At 66.0% G+C, this 12,764-nt stretch carries 13 protein-coding genes; 5 read left to right on the top strand and 8 right to left on the bottom strand.

Annotation, left to right across the window (positions count from 1 at the left end; genetic code table 11):
* Window positions 1–152: 152 nt before the first annotated feature.
* Window positions 153–521 (bottom strand): c-type cytochrome, encoded by a 369-nt coding sequence (locus tag WS69_RS03660; RefSeq protein ID WP_009892353.1) that lies wholly within the window; start codon window positions 519–521, stop codon window positions 153–155.
* A 40-nt stretch (window positions 522–561) separates the two neighbouring features.
* Window positions 562–930, bottom strand: a complete 369-nt coding sequence (locus WS69_RS03655; RefSeq protein ID WP_059469451.1) for a c-type cytochrome — start codon at window positions 928–930, stop codon at window positions 562–564.
* Window positions 931–1,173: 243 nt separating this feature from the next.
* On the opposite strand from WS69_RS03655, the gene WS69_RS03650 reads away from it, so the two are divergent.
* The 5 genes from WS69_RS03650 to WS69_RS03630 all read left to right on the top strand — a co-directional run bounded on the left by WS69_RS03650 (window position 1,174) and on the right by WS69_RS03630 (window position 6,549).
* Window positions 1,174–2,016, top strand: a complete 843-nt coding sequence (locus tag WS69_RS03650; RefSeq protein WP_059469450.1) for an AAA family ATPase — start codon at window positions 1,174–1,176, stop codon at window positions 2,014–2,016.
* 122 nt (window positions 2,017–2,138) lie between these two features.
* On the top strand, window positions 2,139–3,314 hold the full coding sequence (locus WS69_RS03645; protein ID WP_059469512.1) for a vWA domain-containing protein: 1,176 nt from the start codon (window positions 2,139–2,141) through the stop codon (window positions 3,312–3,314).
* 70 nt (window positions 3,315–3,384) lie between these two features.
* Window positions 3,385–4,602 carry a benzoate/H(+) symporter BenE family transporter gene (locus WS69_RS03640; RefSeq protein ID WP_059469449.1) on the top strand — a complete coding sequence of 406 codons (1,218 nt, stop codon included), beginning with the start codon at window positions 3,385–3,387 and terminating at the stop codon, window positions 4,600–4,602.
* Window positions 4,603–4,761: 159 nt separating this feature from the next.
* Window positions 4,762–5,715 (top strand): transaldolase, encoded by a 954-nt coding sequence (gene tal, locus WS69_RS03635; protein ID WP_059469448.1) that lies wholly within the window; start codon window positions 4,762–4,764, stop codon window positions 5,713–5,715.
* A 399-nt stretch (window positions 5,716–6,114) separates the two neighbouring features.
* Entirely contained in the window at window positions 6,115–6,549 is a 435-nt protein-coding gene (locus tag WS69_RS03630; protein ID WP_059469447.1) for a VOC family protein, read from the top strand.
* Window positions 6,550–6,658: 109 nt separating this feature from the next.
* Here the strand turns inward: WS69_RS03630 and mctP are convergent, their stop codons facing one another.
* The 6 genes from mctP to htpG form a co-directional block, all read right to left on the bottom strand.
* The gene (mctP, locus tag WS69_RS03625) at window positions 6,659–8,209 is read right to left on the bottom strand and encodes a monocarboxylate uptake permease MctP (RefSeq protein ID WP_059469446.1); all 1,551 of its coding nucleotides are present in this window, start codon (window positions 8,207–8,209) and stop codon (window positions 6,659–6,661) included.
* On the bottom strand, window positions 8,206–8,445 hold the full coding sequence (locus WS69_RS03620; protein WP_059469445.1) for a DUF3311 domain-containing protein: 240 nt from the start codon (window positions 8,443–8,445) through the stop codon (window positions 8,206–8,208). The genes mctP and WS69_RS03620 overlap by 4 nt, the downstream gene beginning before the upstream one ends.
* A 204-nt stretch (window positions 8,446–8,649) precedes the next feature.
* Complete coding sequence (locus tag WS69_RS03615; protein WP_059469444.1) at window positions 8,650–9,573, bottom strand: spermidine synthase; 924 nt, start codon at window positions 9,571–9,573, stop codon at window positions 8,650–8,652.
* A gap of 168 nt (window positions 9,574–9,741) precedes the next feature.
* Window positions 9,742–10,218 carry a DNA-deoxyinosine glycosylase gene (locus WS69_RS03610; RefSeq protein WP_059469443.1) on the bottom strand — a complete coding sequence of 159 codons (477 nt, stop codon included), beginning with the start codon at window positions 10,216–10,218 and terminating at the stop codon, window positions 9,742–9,744.
* Window positions 10,218–10,820, bottom strand: coding sequence for a chorismate--pyruvate lyase family protein (locus WS69_RS03605; protein WP_197419198.1), 603 nt, complete (start codon window positions 10,818–10,820; stop codon window positions 10,218–10,220). Before WS69_RS03605 ends, WS69_RS03610 begins: the two co-directional genes overlap by 1 nt.
* Window positions 10,820–12,718 carry a molecular chaperone HtpG gene (htpG, locus tag WS69_RS03600; RefSeq protein WP_059469442.1) on the bottom strand — a complete coding sequence of 633 codons (1,899 nt, stop codon included), beginning with the start codon at window positions 12,716–12,718 and terminating at the stop codon, window positions 10,820–10,822. The genes WS69_RS03605 and htpG overlap by 1 nt, the downstream gene beginning before the upstream one ends.
* Between the last annotated feature and the right edge of the window lie 46 nt (window positions 12,719–12,764).

Here is a 12,764-nt window from a genome sequence, read left to right as displayed (position 1 = left end):
TCGGCGCGGCGAAGGCCGCGCCCCACGAGCCGCGCCGTTACGCGCCGCCACCGAACGCACGCCCGCGCCGGACAAAAAAATACCCCGGCGCGAGGCGGGGTACTTTCGGCGCGCGCCGCACAAGCGGGCGCATGCGATGCCGGACGTGTCCGTTACTTCTTGAACACGAGACTGCCTTGCAGCGATTCGAGGTACGCGGCGATGTCCTTCATGTCGGCGACCGACAAGCTCTGCACCTGTGCCTGCATGATCGCGTTGTTGCGACCGAGGAGCGGATTCGTCAGGCCCATCTGGTACTGGCGCATCGCCCAGACCAGGTAGTCGGCGTGCTGGCCCGCGAGGCGCGGATATTCGGCGTTGATCGGATTGTCGAGCTTTGCGCCGTGGCAGGCCGCGCAGTTGTGCGACTCGACGAGTTCCTTGCCCTTCGCGACGTCCGCCGCATGCGCGGTGCCGATCGCGAAGCCGGCTGCGAGCGCGAGCGCCGCCGCCGTCTTGAGTGCCGTCTGAGGCTTCTTCATGGATGCTCCTATCCCGGTGCTGAGATCAGCAAGCGCGAGCTTACTTGTAGGGATTGTTCTTCGAATCGGGCTTTTGCGCGGCGTAGTAGGCCGCGAGATCGGCGACGTCCTGATCCGTCAGCGATTCGGCGATCGCGTTCATCGACGGGAAATGGCGATCCTTCTTCCGGTAGGCCCTAAGCGCGTTCTCGAGATAAACCTGGTTCTGGCCGCCGAGGAGCGGAACCCGGTAGACCTCCGGGTAGGCGACGCGGTAGCCTTCGATGCCGTGACAGCCGATGCACATCGCAGCCTTGCTCGCCCCGTCCTTCGGGTTGCCGACCACACCGGCCGCCTGCGCACTGGCGGATAGCGCCGCGAGCGCCGCAAGCACTGTGGCAGCGACATGTTTGCCGACGAATTTGTTCATAGCTCTTGTAACCTAGCTTGAGGGGAAACTGGCGCCCGCAAAGGCAACGGCCGGCGCCGTCATGCCGCCGTTATACTTGTGAGGCCGCCACGCAGGCCAAAAAAACGGCCAGATTGTACCGCGTCGTCGGGGAATGCGTCCACCATGCGGCCCCGCCGAATGCGCCCCGCACGATACACCGGCCGCGCAAGGCCGTCGGCGCTTCTGACTTATACTGGGATTTTTTGCCGGAAGCTCGCCGCCATGCGTTTCGAAGGTTCCTCGCAATACGTCGCGACAGACGATCTGAAGCTCGCCGTCAACGCGGCCCTCACGCTGCAGCGCCCGCTCCTCATCAAGGGCGAGCCCGGCACGGGCAAGACCATGCTCGCCGAGGAAGTCGCGGCGGCGCTCGACATGCCGCTCCTGCAATGGCACGTCAAGTCGACGACAAAGGCGCAGCAAGGCCTCTACGAATACGACGCGGTGTCGCGCCTGCGCGATTCGCAGCTCGGCGACGAGCGCGTGAAGGACATCGCAAACTACATCGTGAAGGGCGTGCTGTGGCAGGCGTTCGACGCCGAGCGGCCGAGCGTGCTGCTGATCGACGAGATCGACAAGGCCGACATCGAGTTCCCGAACGACCTGCTGCGCGAGCTCGACCGAATGGAGTTCCACGTGTACGAGACGCGCGAGACCGTGCGGGCGCAGCACCGCCCCCTCGTCATCATCACGTCGAACAACGAGAAGGAGCTGCCCGACGCGTTCCTGCGCCGCTGCTTCTTCCATTACATCCAGTTCCCCGATCCGTCGACGATGCAGAAGATCGTCGAGGTCCACTACCCCGGCATCAAGCAGGACCTGCTGCGCGCGGCGCTCGAGAGCTTCTTCGAGCTGAGAGGCGTGTCGGGGCTGAAGAAGAAGCCGTCGACGTCCGAGCTGCTCGACTGGCTGAAGCTCCTTCTCGCCGAAGACATCCCGCCCGACGCGCTGCGCTCGAAGGACCAGAAGCAGATCGTGCCGCCGCTCGCGGGCGCGCTGCTCAAGAACGAGCAGGACGTGAGCCTGTTCGAGCGGCTCGTCTACATGAACCGCCACAACCGCTAGGCGCGCCGGAGCTGCGAGGAGACACGCGAGATGCGCCGCCGGCCCCCATCCGTCACGCCCGCGATCGCGCATGCGACGTTCGACCGCCGCCCGGCTCGCCACGATTGCGCGAGGGCCCGCCCATGCTGATCGATTTCTTCTATTCGCTGCGCGCCGCGAAGCTGCCGGTGTCGGTCAAGGAATACCTGACGCTGCTGGAGGCGCTGAAGGCGCAGGTGATCGAGCCGTCGCTCGACGCGTTCTACTATCTCGCGCGGATGACGCTCGTGAAAGACGAGCAGTACTTCGACAAGTTCGACAAGGCGTTCGGCGCGTACTTCCACGGCGTGTCTGCGCTGCCCGCGGACGCGTTCGACATCCCGCTCGACTGGCTCGAAAAGCGCCTGCAGCGCGAGCTCACGCCCGACGAGAAAGCGCAGATCCAGTCGCTCGGCGGCATCGACAAGCTGATGGAGCGCCTGAAGCAACTGCTCGACGAGCAGAAGGCGCGCCACGAAGGCGGCAACAAGTGGATCGGCACGGGCGGCTCGTCGCCGTTCGGGCACGGCGGCTACAACCCGGAAGGCATCCGGATCGGCGGGCCGTCGAACGGCAACCGCACCGCGGTCAAGGTGTGGGAGGCGCGCGCGTATCGCGACTACGACGACTCGGTCGAGATCGGCACGCGCAACATCAAGGTCGCATTGCGGCGGCTGCGGCGCTTCGCGCGCGAAGGCGCGGCCGAGGAGCTCGATCTGCCCGACACGATCCGCAGCACCGCCGCGAACGCCGGCTGGCTCGACATCAGGATGGTGCCCGAGCGCCACAACAACGTGAAGGTGCTGATGCTGCTCGACGTCGGCGGCTCGATGGACGACCACATCAAGCGCACCGAAGAGCTGTTCTCCGCCGCGAAGGCCGAATTCAAGCACCTCGAGTTCTACTACTTCCACAACTGCGTGTACGACCATCTGTGGAAGAACAACCGCCGTCGCCACTCGGAGCGCACGCCGACCTGGGACGTGCTGCACAAGTTCACGCCCGACTACAAGCTGATCTTCGTCGGCGACGCGACGATGAGCCCGTACGAGGTGCTGCAGCCGGGCGGCTCGGTCGAATACAACAATCCCGAGGCGGGCGCCGTGTGGCTGCGCCGTCTCGCCGATCAGTTCCCGCACCACGCGTGGCTCAACCCCGAGCCCGAGCGCCTGTGGGAATACCGGCAGTCGATCTCGATCATCCGCGACGTGCTCGGCGACCGGATGTATTCGCTCACGCTCGCGGGCCTCGAATCCGCGATGCGCGCGCTCAGCAAATGACGCGCCCGCCGTCCCCCGTACCTTTCGACACCTCCGACGCTTCCAGCGCTTCCAACCCGACGTTCCACCGATGAGCAGTCAGCCGCCCGCCTCCAATCTGTCGCCCGCCGTCGCGCGGCCGAGTTTTTTCGCCGACACGTCGGCATCCGCGCTCGTCGCGGGCTTCGTCGCGATGATGACGGGCTATACGAGCTCGCTCGTGCTGATGTTCCAGGCGGGCCGCGCCGCGCATCTGACCGATGCGCAAATCTCGTCGTGGATCTGGGCGCTCTCGATCGGAATGGCCGTGACGACGATCGGGCTGTCGATGCGATATCGCGCGCCGATCGTCGTCGCGTGGTCGACGCCCGGCGCGGCGCTCCTCGTCGCGTCGCTGCCGGGCGTCGCGTACGCGGACGCGATCGGCGCGTTCGTCGTCTGCGCGCTGCTGCTCGCCGCGGTCGGTGCGAGCGGCCTGTTCGACACGCTGATGCGCAAGATCCCGTCCGGCATCGCCGCCGCGCTGCTCGCCGGCATCCTGTTCGAGATCGGCATCGAGATCTTCCGCGCCGCGCAGTTCCAGACTGCGCTCGTGCTCGCGATGTTCTTCACGTACCTGATCGTGAAGCGCGCGGCGCCGCGCTATGCGATCGTCGCGACGCTCGCGATCGGCGCCGCAGTCGCGGGCGCGCTCGGCTTGCTCGACTTCAGCCGCTTCCATGTCGCGCTCGCGCGGCCCGTGTTCACGATGCCGTCGTTCTCGCTGTCGGCGATCGTGAGCATCGGCGTTCCGCTCTTCGTCGTCGCGATGGCGTCGCAGAACGTGCCCGGCATCGCGGTGCTGCGCGCGGACGGCTATCGGACGCCGTCGTCGCCGCTCATCGCGACGACGGGCATCGCATCGCTCGTGCTCGCGCCGTTCGGCTCGCACGGGGTCAACCTCGCGGCGATCACGGCCGCGATCTGCACCGGCCCCGAAGCGCACGACGATCGCGCGAAGCGCTACACGGCGGCCGTCTGGTGCGGCGCGTTCTACCTCGTCGCGGGCGTGTTCGGCGCGACGATCGCCGCGCTGTTCGGCGCGCTGCCGAAGGCGCTCGTCGTGTCGGTCGCCGCGCTCGCGCTGTTCGGCTCGATCATGAGCGGCCTGACCAACGCGATGCAGGACGCCCGCCAGCGCGAGGCGGCGCTCGTCACGTTCATGGTGACGGCGTCGGGCCTCACGCTGCTGTCGATCGGCTCGGCGTTCTGGGGCCTCGTCGCGGGCGTGCTCACGCAGGCGATCCTGAACGCGCGCCGCGCCGCCTGACGCGCGTCGATCCCATCGTTCGGCACCCGGTTCCCGGAACCGGCCTAAAATGGAGGGTCCGGCGGCCGCGCGCAGCGCGCGCCGCCCTGCATCGCCCCGCGCCCCGCCGCGCGGTCGTCTTCACCGAACCGGCGCGCCGCGCCTTGCTCTCGACTCGTCATGACTACCGCACTCGACCAGCTCAAGCAGTACACGACCGTCGTCGCCGACACGGGCGACTTCCAGCAACTCGCGCAATACAAGCCGCAGGACGCGACGACGAACCCGTCGCTGATCCTGAAGGCCGTCCAGAAGGACGCCTATCGGCCGATCCTCGAGAAAACGGTCCGCGATCACGCGGGCGAATCCGTCGGCTTCGTCATCGACCGTCTGCTGATCGCGTTCGGCACCGAGATCCTGAAGCTGATCCCGGGCCGCGTATCGACTGAAGTCGACGCGCGCCTGTCGTTCGACACGCAGCGCTCGATCGACAAGGGCCGCGAGATCATCAAGCTTTACGAAGCAGCGGGCATCGGCCGCGAGCGCGTGCTGATCAAGCTCGCGTCGACGTGGGAAGGCATTCGCGCGGCCGAAGTGCTGCAACGCGAAGGCATCCGCTGCAACATGACGCTGCTGTTCTCGCTCGTGCAGGCGGCCGCGTGCGCGGAAGCGGGCGCACAGTTGATCTCGCCGTTCGTCGGCCGGATCTACGACTGGTACAAGAAGCAGGCGGGCGCCGAATGGGACGAGGCGAAGAACGGCGGCGCGAACGATCCGGGCGTCGAGTCGGTGCGCGGCATCTACACGTACTACAAGCACTTCGGCTACGAAACCGAAGTGATGGGCGCGAGCTTCCGCACGACGAGCCAGGTCACCGAGCTCGCCGGCTGCGACCTGCTGACGATCAGTCCCGACCTGCTGCAAAAGCTGCAGGACAGCACCGAGACGGTCGCGCGCAAGCTGTCGCCGGACACGGCGAACGACGCGCGGCTCGAGCGCGTCGCAATCGACGAGTCGTCGTTCCGCTTCCAGTTGAACGACGACGCGATGGCGACCGAAAAGCTCGCCGAAGGCATTCGCCTGTTCTCGGCCGACGCGGTGAAGCTCGAGAAGATGATCGAGGCGCTGCGCTGACGCAAGCGGGCGACGATTCGCGGCGAGCGGGCGTCGTCGACGTGCGCCCGCCGCGCGGTTCGGCACCGGCATCTTTTTTTCGGATGCCTGAATCGGCGGGCACCGCGCTGCGAAGCGGCGTCCGGGCGTTGCCGCGCGGCATCGATTGCCCGATTGCCCGATTGCCCGATTGCCCGATTGCCCGATTGCCCGCCAATTGTCCACCGATTACCCACCCATTGCCCGCTGCCGGCGCCGATTTCTGGGGGGCGGTTCGATCGCCGCCCTTCTCCCCCACGCCTTCCCGGCCCGCTCGTTGCGGCCCCTTTCAATCTTCCCGTTACTGTCACCCGGACGCACTACAATCGTCCGCACGGGCGCGGCTGCGCCCGATCCCAGCCCAAGATCAAGGAGACGACGATGCAAGTACAACCGTATCTGTTTTTCGGCGGCCGCTGCGACGAGGCACTGAAGTTCTACGGCGACGCGCTCGGCGCGAAGGTGAATTTCCTCGTGCGCTACAACGAAGCGCCGCCGAATCCCGAGCGGCCGATGCCGCCCGAGATGGCCGACAAGGTGATGCACGCGAATTTCCAGATCGGCGACTCAGTGCTGATGTGCTCGGACGGCGATTGCAAGGCAGGCACGCAGCAGGTGCACGACGGCTACTCGCTGTCGATCGATCCGAAGACCCTCGACGAGGCCAAGAAGATCTTCGACGCGCTGCTCGCAGGCGGCGGCGCAGTGACGATGCCGTTCGAGAAGACGTTCTGGGCGCTCGGCTTCGGCATGCTGCGCGATAAATTCGGCGTGCACTGGATGATCAACGTCGAAGATCCAAACATGAAGAAGTGAGCGCTTCGGAAGCCGAAGCTTCTCGCGGTCGACAAATGGACGACGCCCGCGGCGCAAGACGCGCCGCGGGCGTTTTGGCGTTCGCTTCCGGTCGATGTGAAACCGCGCGTCAACTCTCGACGACGTCGAAATAATCCTCCGGTCGCGTGCGGTCTTCCGCATGCGTCATCCCGAACGCGCGAACGAGCACACTGACGACGATCGACACGGCGAGATTCACGAGCAGCGACCAGACGGCCGCGTAGCCCGGAATCGCATGGCCGAACAGATGGATCGTGAAGATCGAGCTCGCGAGCTTCAGCGAAATCGCCATCCACGTGCCGCAGACGAGCCCGGCCACCCAGCCGAGCAGCAGCCCGCGATAGTCGAGCACGCGCGTGTAGAGGCCGAGCACGATCGCGGGCAGCGTCTGGATGATCCAGATCCCGCCGAGCAACTGCAACTGGATTGCGTACGTGAGCGGCAGCCCGAGAATGAACGCGACCGCGCCGACTTTCACGATCAGCGAAACGAGCTTCGCGACGTTCGTCTCCTGGTCGTGCGTCATGTTGCGATTGACGAATTCGCGATGGATGTTGCGCGTGTAGAGGTTCGCGGCCGCGATCGACATGATCGCGGCCGGCACGAGCGCGCCGATCCCGATCGCGGCGAACGCGACGCCGACGAACCACGACGGGAAGAAGTGCAGGAACAATGCCGGCACCGCGAAGTTCGGCCCGAACGCCTTGAAGTACGGCGCGTATTCCGGCATGTCCTTCACGCCCGACGCGAGCGCCATGTAGCCGAGCAGCGCGAGCAGGCCGAGCACGAACGAATACGCGGGCAGCATCGCCATGTTGCGCCGGATCGTGTTGCCCGACGACGACGACAGGATCGCCGTCACCGAATGCGGATAGAGGAACAGCGCAAGCGCCGAGCCGATCGCGAGCGTCGTGTACGCGCTGAAGCCGTTCAGGCTCGATACGTCGGGCGCCTTCAGCAACAGCTTCGCGGGCGGCACCGCGCCGAAGATGTGCCCGAAGCCGCCGAGCTTCGCCGGAATCACGATCACGGCCGCGGCGATCGTGATGTAGATCAGGATGTCCTTGACGATCGCGATCATCGCGGGCGCGCGCAGGCCCGACGTGTACGTGTATGCGGCGAGGATCGCGAACGCGATGATGAGCGGCAGGTCGCCGACGAAGCCCTTCGTGTCGAAGCCGAGCCCGCCGATCACGACCTCGATGCCGACGAGTTGCAGTGCGATGTACGGCATCGTCGCGACGATGCCCGTCACCGCGACGGCGAGCGCGAGCGAGCGGCTGCCGTAGCGGGCGCTGACGAAGTCGGCGGCCGTCACGTAGCCGTGGCGCTTCGCGATGCTCCAGAGTTTCGGGAACACGACGAACGCGAACGGATAGATGAGGATCGTATACGGCAGCGCGAAGAAGCCCATCGCGCCCGCGCCGAACACGAGCGCCGGCACGGCGACGAACGTGTAGGCGGTATAGAGGTCGCCGCCCAGCAGGAACCACGTGACGATCGTGCCGAAGCGCCGGCCGCCGAGGCCCCATTCGTCGAGATGGGCGAGATTGCCGCGCCGCCAGTTCGCGGCGAGAAAGCCCATGATCGTCACGCCAACGAAGAACAGTACGAAGACGAAGGTCGCGGTCAGGTTCATTTGCCGTCTCCCCGCGGGACGCCCTTCCAGCAATTCTTCGTCTTGAAGTAGACGAACGCCGTGATCACGGCGCTAAAGAACACCCACAGCAGCTGGTACCAGTAGAAAAACGGGAATCCGAACCATTGCGGTTCAATCTTGTTGTACGACGGCACCCAGACCATCGCAACGAGCGGCAGGACCAGCAGCCAGAGCCAGCGTTTCGCGGCCCGGCTGGCGTCGGCATCGTGAGCCATGACGTCTCCTCTTCACATCCCGGTTATTGATATGTTCTGAACGGGTACGGCAGTGCGAGAGGAACGACACGACGGTTAAGCTGCGCCTCCCCTGGCGTCAGTCAGTATAAAAGTCGGAAATACCCGGTCATACGAGGGCGAACCCGAAGCCCGCGCGCACCGCCGCTCGTCCATCCGGCGGCGGCGCGAGCGGCCGCTTCGACGTCAGATCGTGAAGACGCCGGCGCGCTCGCCGACCGATGCTTTCAATCCTTTCACCCACGAGCGCGCGGGCAAACGCAGCTCGGCTTCGATCAGCTTCGCGCGCTCGGTCAGCTGTGCGAACGACGTCGACAGCGGCGGACCGGAGAACGCGAGCGCGATCCGGTTGCCGTCGTGCACTTCGGGCAGCGCGATCACGCGCTGGTCGAATGCGGCGTTCAGGTGCTTCATGTTGCGCACGAAGCTCGGATGGTCGCCGAACAGATTGATCGTCGCGATGCCCGCGTCGGCGAGACATCCGCGCACCGCGCGATAGAACGCGACGCTGTCGAGCACCGGGCCGCGCGCGGTCGCGTCATACAGGTCGATCTGGAGCGCGCCGATCGTGCCGCGATTCTTCGGATCATTGACGAAATCCCACGCGTCCGCTTCGTGGACGGCCAGACGCGCGTCGTCGGACGGCAGCTCGAACATCGAGCGCGCAGCGACGATCACGGCCGGATTCAGTTCGACCGCCTCGACGTGCGCGCGCGGCAGGTAGCGATGCGCGAACTTCGTCAGTGCGCCAGTGCCGAGGCCCAGCTGGACGATGCGTTTCGGCGTTTCGAGGAAGAGCAGCCACGCCATCATCTGCTGCGCGTACTCGAGCTCGATGTGATAAGGCTTCGACAGGCGCATCGCGCCTTGCACCCACTCGGTGCCGAAATGCAGATAGCGCACGCCGCGCTCTTCGGAAAACGTGACGGGGGCGAAGCGCGGCTTGCGCGGCGCGTCGAGGACGGCGACGCCGTCGACTTCGTCGCCGAACTCGGCGCGGCTGCGCTTTGTGCGCATCGGTTCGAGCTTGTCGGAGCCATTATAGGAAGACGGCTTGCCGCGCCGGGACGCGCGCGCCTCGGCGGACGCGCGCTTGATCAATCGGGTCATGGATGAATCTCGTACGGATGTGGCTGTTTGGGCGAACGAGAGGATAGCATTCGCGGCAGCGCGCATAGGCGAACCGCTCGCTTGCGTCATTGCGTGCGGCGACGCGCGGAAGAAGAAGCAGGCGAACAGGAAACACGCGGTCGACCGCCGCGCCGCGAGCAAGGCATCTCAAGCGACGATGCCCTTCCAGAAAGTCAGCTTCTGCTCGAACGACAGCATCGCATTCGCCGGACTGGAAGAAGGCAGCACGAACGTGTCGAACCCCGCCGCGCGAATCGCCGGCTCGAAGCGCCCCGCCGTCTTGCCGTTGAAGCACACCTTCCTCAACTTCGGCGCGACTTCCCACAGGGGCGCGAAATCGTTCGGCCGCGCGTTGCGGATCGCCGCATCGAGGCTGCCTTCGCGATGGCATGCGGCGAGCACGTCCCAGATGCCGAAGCCGTGCGCGAGCACGCGCGTCAGACGCTGCTCGTACGGCAGCGCGTGCAGATCCGGCTCGCCGAGCACGACGCCCAGCAAGCGCCAGAACTGATTGCGCGGATGCGCGTAGTACTGCGCGGCCGCGAGCGACGCCTCGCCGGGAAAGCTGCCGAGTATCAGCGTATGCGTGCCGGGCGACACGACGGGTGGGAAACCGCGCAACATCACGCCGCCTCGCTGTCACGCGCGCGGCGCTCGCCGTGCGCATCGAGATGCCGCCACAGCGCGGGCAGCATGCATTCGGTCACCATCAGCGGCGCGCCGTGTCGCTCGAACACCGAGCGGCGCGCGGCAAACGCGTGCTGCACCGCATGCGCGCGGTTGAGCGCGTGTGACGCCAGCGCGAAGAGCGGATGCCCCGCGATCACGCGCCGGCTCACGAGCGCCGAGCGCGTCACTTCGGGATCGCTGTACAGCAGCTCCGCGAGCGGCCGCGTGCGCAGCCGCCGCATCGCCTGCCACACGCCCTTGCTCGCCGCGAGCGGCGCGATGCTGTGCGCGGCGACGAACGGCGTGCCGTCGACTGCGAGCACGACCTCGCGCACCCAGACAGGCGTGCGCGTCACGCACGCGAGCGCCGCATGCTCGTCGGCCCACGGCGTCGCGACGGCCTCGCGCGTCACGCGCACCGTCACGCCGCCGAGCCGTGCGAGATGCGCGGTCAGCGAGCCGCCGCGCGTGAGCCAGTCCTTCTGCGCGCTCGACGCGCCGGGGCGCGGCGTCTCGCGCCAGCACGCATCGGCCGCGTCGAAACGCATCCGCGCCATCACACCGCGCGCGACAGCAACAGCGCGTTGGTCCGCTTGACGAAGCTCGCCGGATCCTCGAGCGCACCGCCTTCGGCGAGGAGCGCCTGATCGAACAGCAGGTGGCACCAGTTGTCGAAGTCCGCGCCGTCGGCCTTCAGCGCCTTGACGAGCGGATGGTCCGGATTGATCTCGAGGATCGGCTGGAACGCCGGCGCATTCTGGCCCGCCGCCTTCAGCATCCGCTGCAGGTAGCCGCTCATGTCGTTGTCGTCGGCGACGAGGCACGACGGCGAATCGGTCAGCCGGAACGTGACGCGCACGTCCTTCACCTTGTCGCCGAGCGTTTCCTTCATCTTGTCGACGACGGGCTTCATCGCCTCGCCCGTCTCTTCCTGCGCCTTCTTCTCTTCGTCGTTCAGCGAGCCGAGATCGAGATCGCCGCGCGCGACGCTCGCGAGCCCCTTGCCGTCGAACTCATGCAGGAAAGACAGCATCCATTCGTCGACGCGGTCGGTGAGCAGCAGCACTTCGACGCCCTTCTTGCGGAACACTTCGAGATGCGGGCTGTTCTTCGCGGCCTGCCACGTGTCGGCCGTCACGTAGTAGATCTTCGACTGCTCGGGCTTCATCCGCGCGACGTAGTCGGCGAGCGCCACGTCCTGCTCGTCGGTGTCGCCGTGCGTCGACGCGAAGCGCAGGAGCTTCGCGACGCGCTCGCGGTTCGCGTGATCCTCGCCGACGCCTTCCTTCAGCACCTGGCCGAACGCGCGCCAGAACGTCTTGTACTTCTCGCGGCCGGCATCGTCTTCCGCGTTCGCCAGCTCTTCGAGCATCGACAGCGCGCGCTTCGTCACGCCTTCGCGGATCGCCTTCACGTCGCGGCTTTCCTGCAGGATCTCGCGCGACACGTTGAGCGGCAGATCCGACGAGTCGACGACGCCCTTCACGAAGCGCAGGTACTGCGGCAGCAGTTGCTCGGCGTCGTCCATGATGAACACGCGCTTCACGTACAGCTTGAGGCCGCCGCGATAGTCGCGGTTCCACAGGTCGAACGGCGCGTGCGACGGCACGTACAGGAGCTGCGTGTACTCGCTGCGGCCTTCGACGCGGTTGTGCGTCCACGCGAGCGGATCTTGATGATCATGCGCGAGGTGCTGGTAGAACTGCTTGTACTGGTCTTCGGCGATGTCGCTCTTCGAACGGGTCCAGAGCGCGCTCGCCTGGTTGACGGTTTCGTCCTCGTCCTTCTCGACCATCTCGCCCTTTTCCTGATCCCACTCTTCCTTCTTCATCAAGATCGGCAACGCGACGTGGTCCGAATACTTCTGGACGATCGACTTCAGGCGGTACGACGACAGGAGCTCGTCCTCGCCTTCGCGCAGATGCAGCGTGATCGTCGTGCCGCGCGCGGCGCGCTCGACCGCGCCGACCGAGAAATCGCCCTCGCCCGCGCTTTCCCAGTGCACGCCTTCGGACGCGGGCAGGCCCGCGCGGCGCGTCTCGACCGTGATCCTGTCCGCGACGATGAAACCCGAGTAAAAGCCAACGCCGAACTGGCCGATCAAGGCCGCGTCCTTCTGCTGGTCGCCGGAGAGCTTCGAGAAGAATTCCTTCGTGCCCGAGCGCGCGATCGTGCCGAGGTTCGCAATCGCCTCGTCGCGGCTCATGCCGATTCCGTTGTCGTCGATCGTGATCGTGCGCGCGGCCTTGTCGAACGACAGGCGGATGCGCAGATTCGGATCGCTCTCGTAGAGCGCGTTGTTTTCCAGAGCCTCGAAACGGAGCTTGTCAGCGGCGTCGGACGCGTTCGACACGAGTTCGCGCAGGAAGATCTCCTTGTTGCTGTAAAGCGAATGAATCATCAGGTGGAGGAGTTGCTTGACCTCTGCCTGAAAGCTCATGGTTTGCTGAGTCATCTTGATTTACCCATTGATTGCGTCAATACGACAGACATTTTCGATT

The sequence above is a fragment of the Burkholderia sp. BDU5 genome (assembly GCF_001522845.1).
Classification (GTDB): domain Bacteria; phylum Pseudomonadota; class Gammaproteobacteria; order Burkholderiales; family Burkholderiaceae; genus Burkholderia; species Burkholderia mayonis.
Note: the sequence above shows the minus strand (reverse complement) of the source record. Positions and strands in the feature narration are given on the sequence as shown.